12 protein-coding genes and 1 pseudogene are annotated in these 17,118 nt (G+C 73.1%); 10 read left to right on the top strand and 3 right to left on the bottom strand.

Features of this window, described 5'->3' with window-relative positions:
- Positions 1-30: 30 nt before the first annotated feature.
- The 3 genes from EKH77_RS31630 to EKH77_RS31620 all read left to right on the top strand — a co-directional run bounded on the left by EKH77_RS31630 (position 31) and on the right by EKH77_RS31620 (position 1,544).
- Positions 31-999, top strand: coding sequence for a JmjC domain-containing protein (locus tag EKH77_RS31630; RefSeq protein WP_164737927.1), 969 nt, complete (start codon positions 31-33; stop codon positions 997-999).
- Complete coding sequence (locus EKH77_RS31625) at positions 996-1,226, top strand: hypothetical protein (protein ID WP_126917600.1); 231 nt, start codon at positions 996-998, stop codon at positions 1,224-1,226. Before EKH77_RS31630 ends, EKH77_RS31625 begins: the two co-directional genes overlap by 4 nt.
- Positions 1,227-1,319: 93 nt before the next feature.
- Entirely contained in the window at positions 1,320-1,544 is a 225-nt protein-coding gene (locus tag EKH77_RS31620) for a hypothetical protein (RefSeq protein WP_126917599.1), read from the top strand.
- A 23-nt stretch (positions 1,545-1,567) separates the two neighbouring features.
- Here EKH77_RS31620 and EKH77_RS31615 read toward each other — a convergent pair whose 3' ends face one another.
- On the bottom strand, positions 1,568-4,531 hold the full coding sequence (locus tag EKH77_RS31615; protein WP_240667647.1) for an AfsR/SARP family transcriptional regulator: 2,964 nt from the start codon (positions 4,529-4,531) through the stop codon (positions 1,568-1,570).
- A gap of 109 nt (positions 4,532-4,640) precedes the next feature.
- Between EKH77_RS31615 and EKH77_RS33260 the strand changes: the two genes are divergently transcribed.
- The 4 genes from EKH77_RS33260 (at position 4,641) to EKH77_RS31600 (ending at position 7,592) form a co-directional block, all read left to right on the top strand.
- On the top strand, positions 4,641-4,949 hold the full coding sequence (locus EKH77_RS33260) for a hypothetical protein (RefSeq protein WP_164737671.1): 309 nt from the start codon (positions 4,641-4,643) through the stop codon (positions 4,947-4,949).
- A gap of 12 nt (positions 4,950-4,961) precedes the next feature.
- Positions 4,962-5,954: an ATP-grasp domain-containing protein gene (locus EKH77_RS31610; protein ID WP_126917598.1), complete on the top strand. Its 993-nt coding sequence runs from the start codon at positions 4,962-4,964 to the stop codon at positions 5,952-5,954.
- A gap of 5 nt (positions 5,955-5,959) precedes the next feature.
- Positions 5,960-6,829: a universal stress protein gene (locus EKH77_RS31605; protein WP_126918418.1), complete on the top strand. Its 870-nt coding sequence runs from the start codon at positions 5,960-5,962 to the stop codon at positions 6,827-6,829.
- Between the two features lie 115 nt (positions 6,830-6,944).
- Positions 6,945-7,592, top strand: coding sequence for a pyridoxamine 5'-phosphate oxidase family protein (locus EKH77_RS31600; RefSeq protein WP_126917597.1), 648 nt, complete (start codon positions 6,945-6,947; stop codon positions 7,590-7,592).
- A 44-nt stretch (positions 7,593-7,636) separates the two neighbouring features.
- Here EKH77_RS31600 and ftsH read toward each other — a convergent pair whose 3' ends face one another.
- The gene (gene ftsH / locus EKH77_RS31595) at positions 7,637-9,430 is read right to left on the bottom strand and encodes an ATP-dependent zinc metalloprotease FtsH (protein ID WP_126917596.1); all 1,794 of its coding nucleotides are present in this window, start codon (positions 9,428-9,430) and stop codon (positions 7,637-7,639) included.
- Between the two features lie 275 nt (positions 9,431-9,705).
- Here ftsH and EKH77_RS31590 point away from each other — a divergent pair, with 275 nt between their 5' ends.
- The 3 genes and pseudogenes from EKH77_RS31590 to EKH77_RS31580 form a co-directional block, all read left to right on the top strand.
- The gene (locus tag EKH77_RS31590; protein WP_126917595.1) at positions 9,706-10,596 is read left to right on the top strand and encodes a universal stress protein; all 891 of its coding nucleotides are present in this window, start codon (positions 9,706-9,708) and stop codon (positions 10,594-10,596) included.
- Positions 10,593-11,234, top strand: coding sequence for a hypothetical protein (locus EKH77_RS31585; protein WP_126917594.1), 642 nt, complete (start codon positions 10,593-10,595; stop codon positions 11,232-11,234). Before EKH77_RS31590 ends, EKH77_RS31585 begins: the two co-directional genes overlap by 4 nt.
- A pseudogene (locus EKH77_RS31580) lies at positions 11,231-14,857 on the top strand (hydantoinase B/oxoprolinase family protein); the annotation flags it as partial. The gene EKH77_RS31585 and the pseudogene EKH77_RS31580, both read left to right, overlap by 4 nt.
- Here EKH77_RS31580 and EKH77_RS31575 read toward each other — a convergent pair.
- The gene (locus EKH77_RS31575; protein ID WP_126917593.1) at positions 14,837-17,011 is read right to left on the bottom strand and encodes an MMPL family transporter; all 2,175 of its coding nucleotides are present in this window, start codon (positions 17,009-17,011) and stop codon (positions 14,837-14,839) included. The pseudogene EKH77_RS31580 and the gene EKH77_RS31575 sit on opposite strands and share 21 nt — an antisense overlap.
- Positions 17,012-17,118 lie beyond the last annotated feature (107 nt).

The following is a 17,118-nucleotide window of genomic DNA, read 5'->3' as shown; positions in this document are numbered from 1 at the left end:
AGACGGAACCCGACAGAGAGAAGAGACCGCATGCACCGGGAGGAACTCACCCGCTGGGTGGGCGACACGGACGCCTTCCTGGACCGCTGCTGGCGCACCACGCCGGCCGTCTTCCGGCCCGGTCCCGGCGGCGGGCCGGCCGCGCCCCTCACGCTGGAGGAGATCGACACCGCGGTGGCCGGGGGGTTGTTGCGCGTTCCCCACCTGGAGATCGCCCGGGCGGGCGACCCGGTGCACTCCTCCCGCTACACCCGCTCACGCACCGTCGCGGGCGTCACGACCCCCGGGTACGCCGACCCGGACCGGGTACGCGAGCTGCTCGCCGAGGGCGCCTCCCTGGTGCTGCGCAACGTCGAGCACTGGCACCCGGCCACCCGCGCGCTGACCCGCGCGCTGGAGGGCGAACTCGGCCGCCGCGTCGAGGCGTTCTTCTTCGTCACGCCGCCCGGGGCACAAGGGCTCGAGCTGCACCGCGACGACGCCGACGTCCTGCTGCTCCAGCACACCGGCAGCAAGCACTGGACCGTGCGCGGCGGCCCCGGCGACGCCGACTGGAAGCCCGGCGCGGTCGCCGACGGCGGCCCGGCCCTGCTGACCGACACCCTGCGCCCCGGGGAAGTGCTCTACATCCCGCGCGGCTTCGCCCACGAGGCGGTGGGCGGCGAGGGCCTCTCCTCCCACCTCTCGCTCACGATCCGCGAGGTCGGCACGCAGCAGCTGTTCACCTCGCTGCAACGCCTGCTGCTCGGCTCCCTGCCGCTGCCGAGCCGCCCGCCGGCCGACGACGACCTCCACGCGGCCGCCGAACTGCTGCTCGACCGGTTCCGCGCCCGGCTGCCGGAGCTGACCGCCGCTGCCGTGGTGGAACACGCCCGCCGCGCGCAACTCGCCGAGGGCGCGATCCCCGGCCTCGGCTCCGGCCCGGGCATCGCCGCGCTGGCCGCGCACCTGGGCACGGCCCGCCCGGCCGCCCCGGCGCCGGCGGAGGGAAACCCATGAACGACGACGTGTACGGGCTCGGCCTGCCCCCGCTCCCCTCGGACCACCACGCCATGCGCGCGGTCGTGATCGTCGAGTGCCTCACCGAGAACGGCCCGGCCCTGCGCTACATGTACACCGGCACCAGTAGCTGGGGTGCGCTGGGGATGATCGAGGCGGCGAGGATCCGGCTGGCCGGCTCCCTGGAGCCCGAGGCACCCTGGGAGGGCCGTGGAGAGGGCGTCTGAGCTCCGGTGTCGAGTGCCCATATATCGAACGTAGATGGGCGGCGCGCAGAATCACCGCATCGAAACCGCTCCACCGAGAGACAGGACCCTCCCGTGTCGCGCACCTCCGTGTCCCGCAAGCGCCGTACCGCCGTTCTCGTCCCGGCCGCCCTGGCCGCCTTGCTGGTCACCGCCGGTCCCCTGTCGTCCGTCACCGGCTCCGGCGGTGCCGCACGGACCTCCGCCGACTCCCCCGTCACCCACTTCACCGTCACGGACGGGCACAACGGCAACGGCCGCGGCAACCACGACCAGACCGAGTACAACACCAAGGCCTGAGGGGCCGTCGCCCCCGGCCCGCGCTACGCCGGCGCGGGCCGCACGCCGTCGAGGCTGTCGATGCCGTGGATGTCGTCGATGAGCGCACGCACCTGCGCGGCCTCGGGCAGCCCGGTGCGGGTGAAGACCTCCAGCGCCTCGCCCGCCTGCTCCAGCGCCCGTCCGTGGTGGCCGGCGCTGTGCGAGACCCGGGCCCGCGTCCACAGCGCGTAGCCCCGGTCACGGTCGCGGCCGGGCACCGTCCGGTAGTAGGCCACCGCCCGGTCCGCCGCCTCCAGCGCCTCCTCGGCGTCGCCCATGACGCGCAGGGTCTCGGCGTACCGGTACCACGCCTGCGCCTGCTGGCCCGGGATCCCCTCCGTCGCGCAGAGGTCCAGGCATTCGCGGTAGCCGGCCAGCGCCTCCGGGTACCGGCCCAGTTCGTGGAGGGCCTGCCCGCGCACGCACAGCGCGTGGGCCACGCCGTGCCGGTCCGCCATCTCGCGCAGGGCGGCCAGTGCCTCCTCGCAGGCGGGCAGCGCCTCCTCGGCCCGGCGGCCGCGGATGCGGGCCAGCGCCGCGTTGAGCGTGGTGATCAGCTCGCCCGACCGCTGCCCCCACTCACGGGCCAGGACGAGCGCCTCGTCGAAGAACTCGGCCGCGTCGTCGTAGCGCTGCTCGAACTGGGCTATCACGCCGAGGTCGTTGCACGCCTGCTGCAGGATCGCTCGGTCGCCGGCCCGCCGGCAGAACCCGGCGGCCAGCTGGGCGTGGGAACGGGCCCGCGTCAGCCGGGTCTCCTGGATCGCGGCGTTGCCGCAGATGAAGTGGGCGCGGCCGGCCGCGCGGTGGTTGCCCGCCAGGGCGGCGGCTTCCGCCAGCGCCTCGGCGGCGAGGGCCATCTGCGCGTACGGGACGTCCTGGCCGAACGAACTCAGGGCCACCAGCAGGTCGGCGGCCGCCGTCAGCGGCTCCTGTTCGGCGGCCTCCCACCGTCTGACGAGCAACTGGACGGTGTGGAGCGCGCAGTCGAACTCGGTGATCACCCATTCACGGGCCTCGGCCAGGTCCGTGAAGCGCGGGCCGTCCCGCCGCACGGCGCCGGCGGCGATGGTGCTGTGCACCGGGTCGCCGGGCACCATCCACCTGAACGCCTCCCCCGCCATCTCCAGCAGGTGGTCGAGCAGCCGGCGCTCCACGTCGGAGTCCGCGAGGTCCTCGTCGGCCGGGGGCAGCTGCCGGGCGAAGTCCCGCACGAGATCGTGGTACCGGTAGCGGCCCGGTGCCGGTGACTCGAGCAACGCGGCGTCGACCAACGGCTCCAGCAGGTCCTCCGCGTCCGCCTCGGCCAGGCCCAGCGCGGCGGCGGCCGCGCCCAGCCCGATGTGCGGCCAGGCGACCGAGGCCAGCGACCGGAACACCCTCGCCTGCGGGTCGGTCAGCTGGCGGTAGCCGAGCTCGAAGGCGGCGGCCACGGCGAGGTCGTCGGCGCGCAGCTCGGCCAGCCGGCGCCGCTCGTCGGCGAGCCGGGCCACCAGGTGCGCCACCGTCCAGCCCGGCCGGGACGACAGACGGGTGGCCACGATCCGCACCGCCAGGGGCAGGCACGCGCAGGCGACGACCAGCGCCAGCGCGGCCTCCTCCTCCGGGGCGACCCGGGATTCGCCCACGATGCGCCGCACCAGACAGAGCGCCTCGGCCGTGCTGAACTCCTCCAGCCGGACATGGGCGCCGGAGGGCACACCCACCAGGCGCGCCCGGCTGGTGACCACCACCGCGCAGTGGGCCGCTCCCGGCAGCAACGGTCTGACCTGGGCGGCGTCGCGGGCGTTGTCGAGCAGCAGCAGCACCTTGCGGTCGTCGAGAAGGGTGCGGAACAGCCGGGACCGGTCCTCCAGGGAGCCGGGGATCTTCCGCCGGGAGACGCCCAGCGCGGTCAGGAAGCTCACCAGAATGGTGCCGGGGTCGGCCGCGTCCGTCCCCGAGCCGCGCAGGTCGGCGTAGAGCTGACCGTCCGGGTACTCCCCCTTGATCTGGTGGGCCACCCGGAGGGCCAGGGTGCTCTTGCCGATGCCGCCCATCCCGCTGACGGAGGCGACGGCGAGCGCGGTGCGCTCCGGGTCGGCCAGGGCCCGGCACAGCTCGGCGACCGCCTCGTCGCGGCCGCTGAAGTCGGAGATGTCGGCCGGGAGCTGGGCGGGGCGGGCGGGGGGCGCCGAGGCGCCGCCCTCCCTCGGCGGGCGCTCCGCCGCCGGCCCGCCCGAGGACGGGGCGAGCTCCGGGTCGCAGGCCAGGATCCGCTCGTGGAGGGAACGCAGCTCGGGCCCGGGATCCAGGCCGAGCTCCAGCGCCAGCACCTCGCGGGCCTTGCCGAACACCGCCAGGGCGTCGGCCTGCCGTCCGGCGGCGTAGAGCGCCCGCATGAGGAATCCGTACGACCGCTCCCGCAGCGGCTGTTCCCGGATGAACGCGGTCAGCTCCGGGACCGCCTGGGCGTGCCGGCCCAGCAGCAGGTCCAGGTCGAAGCGCTCCTCCAGCAGGGTCAGCCGCAGCTCGGACAGCCGGGAGCGCTGCCGGTCGGCGAACGGCCCGGGCACCCCCGCCAGGGGCTCGCCCCGCCACAGGGACACCGCCTCCGTCAGCAGAGCGGCGCACTCGTCGTGCTTCCCGGCCCCGCGCGCCCGCGCCGCCTCCGCCGCCAGGTGCTCGGCCCGGAAGGCGTCCACCGACAGCGGCTCCTCCGCGAGCCGGTAGCCGTCGCCCACCCTGGCCAGCACCTGCGCGTCGCAGCCGGCCGCCGTCAGCAGCTTGCGCAGCCGCCACACATAGGTGCGCACGATCATCACCGCCGAGTCCGGCGCCGTGTCGCCCCACACCCCGCTCACCAGCTCGTGCAGCGGCACGGCGTGACCGCGCCGGAGCGCCAGCATCACGAGGGCCGCCTGCTGTTGCGGCGGCCCGCACGGCACGACGGCCTCACCGTCGCGGACGCCCACGGCTCCCAGCACAGAAAATTCCACAGTCTTCCCCCCACCACCGGCACAAGTCACCGTCCGGAAGAGATCGCTTTGACACGCCCGACACGCGATGATCCCATGGGAGGAGTTGGTGCGATCGATGCGCGATACCGGTATCGGACAACCGTGGCCGCCGCGCGTCATTTCCGACCGATCGATCGCGGAAGACGGGAATCGCGTCATGACTCGAGAAACCGGGAAGTCACGGCCGATCGTATTCCTTGGCACACCGCAGGGTGACGCCGCGACCACGGTGCCCCCGGAGCTCAGGGAATGGGAAGCGGCTGTCATCCGCTACGCGGAGCTCAGGGAAGACATCCAGGAGGGTTCCGGCGGCTCCTGCGCCTTCTCCGTGAGCGGGAACCCGCCCGAGGCGGACGACTCCAAGGTGGACTACACCCTCATGTGAGGGATCCGGCATGTGGAGGATCCGGAGCCGAAGGTGAAGACGGGCCGTCTGGCGATCCTCACGGATTCCGCGGATCTCCACGCGCTGCTCATGCGGCATGTGCTGAGGGCGCGTGGAAGAATCGCCTGCGACGTGATCGAGACGGACAGCCTCTGCGAACGCGGCGGGTTGAGCTGGTCCGACACCGAGAGCCTCGTGTCGGCCAAGGGCGGGGAGCCCGTGGACGTCGGGGACCTCGATGTCATCTGGTGGCGGCGCGGCAACAACTTTCAAAGGATCCCGCCGCACATCACGAATCGCGCGGACGTCGAGATCATCAACAACGACTGTCGTACGACGCTGGCCGGAATGCTGTGGAATGACTTTCGGGGCACATGGATCAGCGACCCGCACGCGACCGCGACGGCCGAGAACAAACTCGTTCAGCTGCGCGCGGCGCGGGCGGTCGGCCTGCCGGTGCCACGCACTCTCGTGAGCCAGGACCCGAAAGTCATCAGGGAGTTCTGCCGCTCGGCCGAGGGCGACGTGGTCGTGAAAAGCGTTCGGGGCTGTACCGGCGCGCCGACGTTCACGCGCGAAGTGACCGATGCCCTCCTCGGGGAGGAAGCGTCGATGCGCTTGGCCCCGGCCGTCTACCAGGAATGCGTTCCGGGGCAGGACCATCTTCGGGCACTGGTCCTGGGAAACGAGGTCCACGCGGTGACGATCCACAGTCACGATCTGGACTGGAGAGGGAACCTGCCCGGAAGCTTCCGGACCGCGAACGTCGATGACGCCACTTCCGGCGGTCTGGTGGAGGTACTCAGGCGCCTTGGGCTGAGAATGGGAGTGGTCGACATGAAGATGGACAGCAATGGAACGCCCATCTGGCTGGAGGTCAATCCTCAAGGCCAGTTTCTCTTCATGCAGGCATTGAGCGGCCTGGATCTGATCACGCCGTGCGCGGACTACTTCGAGCGGGAAGCGCTGTCCGCCGCGCGCCTGCGCGACTCCGGGAGGCGGTGAGCACGATGGAGCGTCCCGTGGTCGTGGGCGTCGACGGGTCGGACGGCTCTCTCGCCGCCCTGGACTGGGCCGTGGCGGAAGCGGCCCGCCTCCGGCTCCCCCTGCGCGTGGTCCACGCGTCACTGTGGGAGCGCTACGAAGGGTCGGTGCCCTCGTTCACCGGGGAACGGCAGGCGGAGGAGCTGGCGGAACAGCACATCATCGCCTCCTCCGAGGAGCGGGCCCGCCGGCTCTCCCCCGAACTGCCGGTGGACGCCGTGGCCTTGCCCGACGAGGCCGTGGCGGCACTGGTGCAGGAGTCGCTCGGTGCGGCGGTTCTGGTGACCGGTTCGTCCGGGCGGGGCGCTGTCAAGGCGTTCCTACTGGGCTCCGTGAGCCTCGCGGTGGCAGGCCGTGCCCACTGCCCGGTCGTCGTCGTGCGCGGCGAGGAGCGCAACGTCAAGGGCATGAGCGACCGGGTCGTCGTCGGCGTGGGCGAGGCGGACGAGGCCGCTGCCGCCGTACGGTTCGCCCTGTGCGAGGCCGAGGCGCGCGGCTGCGGGCTCGAGGCCGTACGGACCTGGCGTGCTCCCCCGCCGTCGGTGGACCCCTTGACCGTGCTCGATGCCACCGCCCGGGCCTACGAGGAGCAGGCCACCGCCGTCCTGGCCGAGGTGCTGGAGGAGGCCATGGCCGAGCACCCGGGGGTGTCCGTCACCCGCACCGTGCTGGAAGGACCCGCGCACCGGATGCTGCTCGGCCCGGCCGCCGACGCCGATCTGCTGGTACTCGGCGCCACCAGGCAACAGGGCCGGCCCGGCCTGCAGCTCGGGCGGGTCAGCCACACGGCCCTGCACCGGGCCGCCTGCCCCGTCGCGGTGGTGCCGCACCGGTGAGGCCGTCCGCGCGCGCCGTGCCCGCTCGGCGGCGCAGCGCTGGCACGAGCCGTCACGTTCTGTTCCCCTGGGAGGGCGGCCGGCCTGCCGAGGCGGCCACGTGGAGGCTGGGACGATGCACGACCCGGGTGAGGACACGGTGGCCACGCGGTGTGCGGTGCGCCGCGAGCAGCTGGGGCTGAGCCGTGAGGAAGTGGCGCGCCTCGCCGGTATGTCCGTCCCCTATCTGAGCCAGCTCGAGACGTTCAGCGGGGATTTCGACCCCGCCGCCCTCATGCGCCTCGCCGCCGCTCTGGAGATGCCCTATGACGAACTCACCGAGGGCCCACGAGAGGCGGCGCCCGGGCAGCAGCCCGCCGGTGCCAGCCATCTGCTGACGCGCCTCTCCGAGGACGACTGCTGGCGGAGGCTCGGCACCCACGGCATCGGCAGGGTCGGCCTGACCGTCGGGCCCACTCCTGTCGTCCTGCCCGTGAACTTCCTGGTCGACGGCCGCACCGTCGTCTACCGGACCGAGGTGGGAGGCGCCACGGCGGCGGACGACGGGGGTCCGCTCGCGTTCGAGGCCGACCACATCGACGCGCACGTCAGCCGTGGCTGGAGCGTCCTCATCACGGGTACGGCGGAACACATCACCGACCCGGACGTCGTCGAAGCCCTCACCACCCGCCCCGGAGCGCGGCCCTGGGCCGGTGGCACGCGCGACCTGTGGATCCGCGTCCGCCCCGGCCAGGTCACCGGGCGGACCGTCCAGAGCCGGTGAAGCGCCACGGTTGTGCGTTGTGCGTGGAGGGGGCGGTCGCCGCCTCACCGACCGTCCTCCTCGCGGAGGACGTCCAGTACCACGGCCCCGTCGACCGTCTCATGGGTGACGAGCAGCGAGGCCAGCCGGTCCAGGGCGGGCCGGTGGTCGCGTAGCAGGGCCAGCGCCCGGTCCTCGGAGCGCCGGACCATCCGGGACACCTCCTCGTCGACGATCCGCTGCGTCTGTTCGGAGTAGGGCCGGCGCAGCAGGTCCTCCGGTGGGGTGTCGCCGAGGAACTGCGGCGTCCCCGAGGCGTAGCCGACGGGGCCGAAGGCCGGGGAGAGGCCGAACTCCCTGACCATGCGGGTGGCGATCTGGGTGGCGCCCGCCAGGTCGTTCGCCGCGCCTGTGGAGCCCTCGCCGAAGACGACGAGTTCGGCTGCCCGGCCGCCGAGCCGGACGGCCAGGAGGTCGGTGAGGTAGCTCTCGCTGTAGAGGTGCCGCTCGGCCTCGGGGAGCTGTTCGGTGACGCCGAGGGTCACTCCGGCGGGCAGGATGGTCACCTTGGCGACCGGGTCGGCGTGTTCGCACAGAGCGGCGACGAGGGCGTGCCCGGATTCGTGGACCGCCACCGAGTGCCGTTCCTCGGGGAGGAGGGCGTTGGACGTCTCGCGGCGGCCCAGCAGTACCCGGTCCCGCGCGGTGTCGACGTCGTGGGCCGTGATGACGGCGCGGTCCGCGCGTACGGCGTTGATGGCCGCCTCGTTGACGAGGTTGGCGAGGTCCGCTCCGGAGAATCCGGGGGTGGCGCGGGCGACGGCGTCCAGGTCGACGTCCTGGGCGAGCGTCTTGCCGCGTGCGTGCACCGCGAGGATGGCGGCGCGTTCGTTCTGGTTGGGCAGGGGGACGGTCACCTGCCGGTCGAAGCGGCCGGGGCGCAGCAGGGCGGGGTCGAGGGCGTCGGGGCGGTTGGTGGCGGCCAGGACGACGATGCCGCTGCTCTGGTCGAAGCCGTCCATCTCGGCGAGCAGCTGGTTGAGGGTCTGTTCCCGTTCGTCGTTGCCGCCGAGCCGGGTGCCGCCGCCGCGGCGGCCGCCGACGGCGTCGATCTCGTCGATGAAGATGATCGACGGCGCTCGTTTGCGGGCCTCGTCGAAGAGGTCGCGGACGCGCGAGGCGCCGACTCCCACGAACATCTCGACGAAGGCGGAGCCGGTCACCGACAGGAACGGCACGTCCGCCTCGCCCGCCACGGCGCGGGCGAACAGCGTCTTGCCGCTGCCCGGGGGCCCGACCATGATGACGCCGCGCGGCCCCTTGGCCCCGGCGGCGGCGTAGCGCCCGGGGTTGCGCAGGAAGTCGACGACCTCGCCGATCTCCTGTTTCACGCCGTCGTACCCGGCGACGTCGTCGAAGCGGGTGGTGGGCCGCTCGGCCTCGATGATCTTCGCTCGTGAGCGGCCGATGGCGCTGATGCCGCCGCTGAGGGATCCCGCCGTCCTGCGGATGCTCCACAGGAGGATGCCCATCAGGACGATGAAGGGCAGCACGCCCACGAGCACGGACGTCCAGACGCTGCCGCCGCCGCGCGTGGCGGAGATGGTCACGTGGCGGTCCTGGAGGCGCTGTTCGAGGCCGCCGGTGCCCAGGGCCGTGGGAAGTTGCGTGGTGAACTTCTTTCCGTTGGTGAGGGTGCCGTCGACGGTTCCCTTGTCGCCGATGTCCACCGTCTTCACCTGGCCGGCGTCCACCTTGCCGACGAAGTCGCTGTACGAGAGCTGCGCGGCGGTAGGGGCGGAGAGCCCCCGGGCCAGCAGGACCACCAGGAAGAGGTTCAGCAGGACCAGGGGCAGCATCCAGCGCCGCCACGGAGAGGCGGGAGGCGTGGGAGGCGTCGGGGGCCGAGGGCGCGGCTTCGCCGGCTCCCCCGGCGGTCGGGGCCGCGCCGGAGGGGCCAGGTGCCGGTGCGGCAGCCGTACTCGAGTGATCACGCCTGCTCCTCCCGCACGAGAGGTTCCCTTACCCGGCGGACGGCCTCTGACCTGGCCTCTTCCACCCGGCATGCAGGGGCCACGCCACTGCACCAGTATGGGTGATGGTCCCGGAAAGCACGATCGGCTGGGAGGTGGCCATGGTCGCGTCCACGGACCGCCGACCGGTCGTCGTCGGCGTCGACCCCGATCCCGCCAGGCGGATGGCGCTGGCCTGGGCCGCCGACGAGGCGGCCCGGCGCGGGGTGCCGCTGCGCCTGGTCCACGCGGAGGGAACGCCCACCCGCGGCTACCGCAGGCGCGAGGTCCGGCCGTCCTGGGAGGAGTGGAACGAGGCGCTTCACTCGGCCGGGGAGCACGTGCTCCAGGAGGCGGCGGCGTTCGGCGAGGCCCGGCAGCCGAAGGTGGAGGTGTCGGGGCTGCTGGCCGAGGGGGACCCGGTGTGGGTGCTGCGGGAGCAGGCGCGGGACGCCACCGCCGTGGTGGTGGGATCCCAGCGGCTGAGCCGGGTGAAGGAGGTCCTCGGCTCCGCCTCGGTCGCGCTGCCCCTGATGGCTCACGCGTCCTGCCCGGTGGTGGTCGTACCCGAGCCGGAGCACATCACGCACGAGCCGTACTTCGTCGTCGGGGTGGACGGCAGCCCCCACTCCGCCGCGGCCGTCGACTTCGCCCTTGAGGAGGCCGCCCTGCACGGCGCCGTGCTCCGGGCCGTGTACGCGTGGTGGCCGGGGCACTTCGACGTACGGGACGAGCAGGCCGCGCGGGAGGAGTGCCGGCGCCTGCTGTCCGAGACCGTGGCCGGCCTGACCCCGGCGCACCCCGGGGTGGAGGTGCGCCACGAGCTCCTGGCCGGGCACCCCGTCGAGGTGCTCACCAAGGCGTCCGCCCATGCCCTGGGGCTGGTGGTGGGCACCCGGGGCCACGGCGGCTTCACCGGCATGCTCCTCGGCTCCGTCAGCCAGGGCGTGCTGCACCACGCGCGGTGTCCCGTCATCACCGTCCCGCACGCGCCCGCCCCGGAGCCGGAGTGAGCGCGGAAGGCGCGGGTGGTGGCACGGGTGACGTCTTCGAGCGCGTGGCCGGTCTGCTCCGCCTGGCCCGCACCGCGCTGAGCCAGGCCACGACCGTGCTGTTCCAGCCCACCGCCAAGGGCGAGAAGAAGATGGCCGCCGTGGACAGGGCGCTCGGGGAACTCTGGCAGGAAGCGGAGGACCTCGCCTCGGCGGGCCTGGCCACGGGCGCCGACCAGAACGGCGACATCCGCACCGTCATCACCGACATGTACGTCGGGGAGGACGTGGGGCGCATGGGCGTGCTGGCCCGCCAGGTGGGTGACATCGCATGGGCACGCCAGACGAAGCCACCCCTTCCCGGCCCCGTACGGGAGGCCGTGCGCGGCATCGGGGAGGACTGCCTCGCGCTGGTCGGCGGCGCACAGGACGCCGTCGCCTCCCCCGCAGCCGCACCGGTCACGGACGCTCAACTGGCGGATATCGGCGCTCAGCACGTCCGGCTGTGCCGCGTGCTGCTGTCGGGAAGCGCGTCGCTCGACGTCGTCGACGCCGTGGACGTGTCGGTGCTCAGCCGGTGCTACGTCGAGTCCGCGCAACGGGCCGCCTCCGTGGCCCTGCACATGGCCCTCTTCCGGGAGACGGCCCCGGCGTCATGAGCGCATCGCGGCGTGGCTGGCAGTTCTGGGTCGACCGTGGCGGGACGTTCACGGACATCGTCGCCCAGGCCCCGGACGGGCGTCTGCTGACCCGCAAACTCCTCTCGGAGGATCCGGCGCGCTACGACGACGCGGCCGTCGAGGGAATCCGCGGACTGCTCGGCCTGCGCGACGGCCAGGACATTCCCGTGGGCACCGTCGAAGCGGTGCGCATGGGCACGACGGTGGCGACCAACGCCCTCCTGGAGCGCGAGGGCGAACGGACGGCGCTCGTGATCACCCGGGGGTTCCGGGACGCGCTGCGCATCGGCTACCAGAACCGCCCCCACCTCTTCGACCGCGAGATCGTCCTCCCGGAGGCCCTGTACGAGCGGGTCGTCGAGGTGTCCGAGCGCGTGACGGCCGAGGGGGAGGTCCTGTGCCCGCCCGACCTGCGCGCCCTCGCCGCCGACCTGCGCCGCGCCTTCGACGACGGCATCCGTGCCGTCGCCGTCGTGTGCGTGCACAGCCATCTCCACCCCGGGCACGAGGAGGCGATCGGGGAGCTGGCCGAGTCGATCGGCTTTCCGCAGATCTCGCTGTCGAGCGAGGTCAGCCGCCTGATGAAACTGGTGCCGCGCGGCGACACGGCCGTCGTCGACGCCTACCTGTCCCCCGTCCTGCGCCGCTACGTGGAGCGGGTGGCGGACCGGCTGCCCGGCGTGCGTCTGATGTTCATGCAGTCCAACGGCGGCCTGGCCGAGGCCGGCCATTTCCGCGGCAAGGACGCCATCCTGTCCGGGCCGGCGGGCGGCATCGTCGGCATGGCCCGGATGTCGGAACTGGCCGGCTTCGAGAAGGTCATCGGTTTCGACATGGGCGGCACCTCCACCGACGTGTCGCACTTCGCCGGCGCCTACGAGCGGGTGGTCACCTCCCAGGTCGCGGGGGTCCGGCTGCAGGCGCCGATGCTGGACATCCACACCGTCGCGGCCGGAGGGGGCTCCGTACTGCGCTTCGACGGCGGTCGTTACCGGGTCGGCCCCGGCTCGGCCGGGGCACACCCCGGCCCCGCCTGCTACCGCGCCGGGGGTCCCCTGACCGTCACGGACGCCAATGTGATGCTCGGCCGCGTCCAGCCCGCCCACTTCCCGCACGTGTTCGGACCGAACGGCGACCAGCCGCTGGACCGGGACGTCGTCCGCCGCCGCTTCGCCGAGCTCGCCGAGGAGATCCACGAGAGCACCGGTGACCGGCGCACCCCGGAGCAGGTCGCCGAGGGCTTCCTGCGGGTGGCGGTGGCCGGCATGGCGGCCGCCGTCAAGCGCATCTCCGTCCAGCAGGGCCGTGACGTCACCGCGTACGCGCTGACCACGTTCGGCGGCGCCGGCGGCCAGCACGCCTGCGCGGTCGCCGACTCGCTGGGCATCCGCACCGTCCTCGTACCGCCCATGGCCGGGGTGCTCTCCGCGCTGGGCATCGGCCTGGCCGACACCACCACCCTGCGGGAGCGGTCGGTGGAGCTGCCCCTCGAAGAGGCGAGCATGGGCCGGATCCGCACCACCGCCGACGAGTTGGAGGCCGCCACCCGTGCCGTGCTCCACGACGAGGACGTCCCGGCGGACCGGGTCCGGGTGACCCGGCGCGCGCGACTGCGCTACGACGGTACGGACACCGCCGTCACCGTGGATATGGGCGAACGGAACGCCATGCTGGAGGAGTTCGAGTCGAGCCACCGGTCGCTGTACTCGTTCCTGCTGGACCGTCCCGTCGTCGTCGAGGCGCTCTCCGTCGAGGCCACCGGCCTCACCCCGCAGCCCGACCTCACCCCCCTCGGCACGCCCTTCGCGCGAGGCGGCGGCTCCGGCACCGTCCGGCTTCACACGGACGGCGCGTGGCGCGACGTACCGCTCCGGGAACGTGAACGCCTGGCTCCCGGCACCACGGTGACCGGCCCGGCCGTCATCACCGAGGCCGACGCGACGACCGTCGTGGAACCGGGCTGGCGGGCCGAGGTGACAGAGGGCGGGCACCTGCTCGTCCAGCGGGCCGCCGCGCCCCTGGAAGCCGACGTGGCGACCAGGGCGGACCCGGTCATGCTCGAGATCTTCAACAGTCTCTTCGTGTCCATCGCCGAGCAGATGGGGGCGCGCCTGGCGTCGACCGCGCAATCGGTCAACATCAAGGAGCGGCTCGACTTCTCCTGCGCGCTGTTCGACCCCGGAGGCGGTCTCGTCGCCAACGCCCCGCACATCCCCGTACACCTCGGCTCCATGGGCACCGCCGTCAGGGAGGTCGTCCACCGCCGCTCCGGGACCATGCGGCCCGGCGAGTCCTACGCCGTCAACGACCCGTACCACGGCGGCACCCACCTTCCCGACGTCACCGTGGTCACCCCGGTCTTCGACGAACGGCCGGACGGGCACGACCCGGCGCTCCTCTTCTTCGTCGCATCCCGTGGCCACCACGCGGAGATCGGCGGGCTCACCCCGGGGTCCATGCCGGCGAACAGCCACGAGATCCACGAGGAAGGCGTCCTCTTCGACAACTGGCTCCTCGTCGAGAACGGACGGCTCCGGGAGGACGAGACCCTGGAACTCCTCACGTCGGCGCCGTTCCCCTCCCGCGATCCGGCGACCAATCTGGCCGACCTGCGCGCCCAGATCGCCGCCAATCGCAAGGGCGTCGAGGAGGTCGGCAAGATGATCGACCACTTCGGCCTGGACGTGGTGCGGGCGTATATGCGTCACGTCCAGGACAACGCCGAGGAGGCCGTCCGGCAGGCCGTCACCGGCCTCTCCGACGGTCACTGCCGCTACGAGACGGACTCCGGCGCGGTCATCGCCGTGCGCGTCACGGTCGACCGCCGGCAGCGGTCGGCCACGATCGACTTCACGGGCACCTCCCCGCAACTGGAGTCCAACTTCAACGCGCCCACGGCCGTGGTGAACGCGGCGGTGCTGTACGTCTTCCGCACCCTCATCGCCGAGGACATCCCCCTCAACGACGGCTGTCTGCGCCCCTTGCGCATCGTCGTCCCACCGGGTTCGATGCTCGCCCCCTCCTACCCGGCCGCCATCGTCGCCGGCAACGTCGAGACCTCCCAGGCCCTCGTCGGCGCCCTCTACGCCGCCCTCGGGGCCCAGGCGGAGGGGAGCGGCACCATGAACAACGTCACCTTCGGCAACGACCGCCACCAGTACTACGAGACCGTCGCGTCCGGATCGGGCGCCGGCCCGGACTTCGACGGCACCTCCGCGGTCCAGACCCATATGACGAACTCGCGCCTCACCGACCCGGAGGTGCTCGAGTGGCGCCTCCCCGTCCTGCTGGAGGAGTTCGCGGTCCGCACCGGCAGCGGGGGCGACGGCCGCCGGCGTGGCGGCGACGGGGTCGTCCGCCGGCTCCGCTTCCGCGAGCCCATGACGGTGAGCACCCTCTCCGGCCACCGCCGGATCCCGCCCTACGGCATGGCGGGCGGCCGGCCGGGCGCCCTCGGCTCGAACCGCGTGGAGCGGGCCGACGGGAGCACCACGCCGATGGCCGGCTGCGACTCGGTCGACGTACGGCCCGGCGACGTGCTCGTGGTGGAGACCCCCGGCGGAGGCGGGTACGGGCCCCCGTCACTCGCGCAGCCCGACCCGGTCGTGGAGACGGCGCAGCGGCCCGGGTGCCCACCAGTTGGCCCGGCCCGCCAGGCGCATGAACGAGGGGACCAGCACGGCGCGCACCAGGGTCGCGTCCAGGACCACCGCCAGCGCGAGGCCGACGCCCAGCAGTTTCAGCAGCGTCACGCCGGAGATGGCGAAGACGAACAGGACCACGGCGACCAGCACGGCGGCGGCCGTGATGATCCGGCCGGTGTGCTGGAGGCCGAAGGCCACCGACTCGGTGTTGTCGCCGGTGCGCAGGTAGCGTTCGCGGATCCGGGAGAGGAGGAACACCTCGTAGTCCATGGAGAGCCCGAAGGCCACGCAGAAGGTCAGGATCGGGATGGTCGCGTCGAGTGTGCCGGTGTGCAGCGGGCTGCCCACCAGCGACGCCAGGTGGCCTTCCTGGAAGACGAAGACCATGGCCCCGAAGGTGGCGCTGAGGCTGAGGGTGTTGAGTACCAGCGCCTTCACCGGCATCAGCACGCTCCCGGTGAACAGGAACAGCAGCACCAGGGAGGAGCCCACCACGATGCCGATCGCGGCCGGGGTGGCACGGGCGATGGCGGCGGTGCTGTCCTCGACCTCGGCGGCCCGTCCGCCCACCCACACCGTGGCCCCGTCCGGCGGGTCGGCCTTCCGCAGCGCGCGGACGAGCGCGGTGCCGGAGGACGAGTCCTGTTCGACGGCGGAGACCACGGAGAGCAGCGCGGTGTCGCCATCCATCAGAGTGGCCGGGCCGGGGTCCTGGACCTTGCGTCCGGCGGCGTAGGAGCCGGTGGCCGCGGTCACCTGCCGGACGTCGTGGACCGAGGACAGCGTGCGGGCGTAGGCGTCCAGGTCGCGGCCCGCGCCCCGGACCACCACCGGGACGGTGCCCAGCGCGCCGGCGTCGAACCGGTCGCGCAGCAACTGCGTGGCGCGGTGCACCTGGGAGTCGGCGGGCAGTGAGCGGTCGTCGAAGAGGCCGGAGGAGACCCGGGTGAACGGGGACGCGAGGAGCAGCAGCAGGACGATCACTCCCCCGCCGTAGAGTGCCGGGCGGCGCATCACCGCCGTGGCGAACCGGTACCAGCGGCCGTTCTCCGGGGCGGCCGCGCGCCGCTCGGGCGAGCGGAGCCGGGCGAATACGTCGTAGCGGTCGACCCGGTGGCCGAGGACGGCCAGCAGCGCGGGCAGGACGAAGGCCGCGCCCGCCGCCGCGGTGAGGACCACCACGATCCCGCCGTACGCGAAGGACCTGAGGAAGAACTGGGGGAAGACCAGGAGGGCGACGAGGGACAGGGCCACCGTGAGCGCGGAGAACGCGACCGTCCGCCCGGCCCTGCGTACGGTGGGGACCAGGGCCTCGCGCACGGTGGCGCCGGTGCGCAGCTCCTCCCGGAAGCGGGCGAGGATGAACAGGCTGTAGTCGATGGCGAGTCCGAGGCCGAGGGCGGTGGTGGAGTTCATCGAGTACACGGATATGGACACGGTGCCCGCCAAGGCGTTGAGGACAGTCCGGGTCGCCAGGACCGACAACAGCGCGATGACCAGGGGCAGGGTGGCGGCCACCGCGCTGCCGAAGACCAGCAGGAGGAGGACGAGGGTGATCGGCATGGCGACCGCCTCGGCCAGCAGGAGATCGTGCGCGGTCTGCTCACCGACCTCCGACTGCACCTGCGCGGGTCCGGCCGCCATCACCGTCAGGCCCCCGGCGTGCCGCCGGATGTCCGGGACCAGCCGCTCGGCGGTCCGCGCCCGGTCGTCCTCGTCCCCGCTCAGGGAGAGGGTGACGAGCCCGATAGTGCTGTCCCGGGAACGTAACGAAGGGGCCCGGCCCGCCGTCCAGTAGGAGGTGGCGGCCCGCACGCCCGGGGACCGTTCGGCGCGGCGGGTCAGTTCCGTGCCGAGGGTGGTCGTCGTCGGTGTGTCGACCGGGTCGGCGCCGCGCAGGAGCAGCACGAGGTCGTCGCCGGCGGTGGGGAAGTGCTCGGCCACCAGGCGCGCGGCGTGGGAGGATTGCGCGCCGGGGTCGGAGAACCCGCCGTGGACCAGCCGGTTCTCGACGCCCAGCCCGCCGATGCCGGCCAGGACGAGGGCGACGGCGCTCACCCACAGCACGGCGGCGCGCCGCCGGTACAGCGAGGCGCTGAGGCGGTCGGACATGAGGGGCCTCCCTGGCCGGTGAGGTTCCGGAGTACCGTACGGAGCCGATTCCTGTCACCACTACAACTCCGCCTTGTTTCAGGGCGGTCCGGTTGATGGCCCGGGGC

Source organism: Streptomyces luteoverticillatus, from assembly GCF_003970715.1.
Lineage (GTDB): Bacteria > Actinomycetota > Actinomycetes > Streptomycetales > Streptomycetaceae > Streptomyces > Streptomyces abikoensis.
This window is presented reverse-complemented; position numbering and strand designations above follow the sequence as displayed.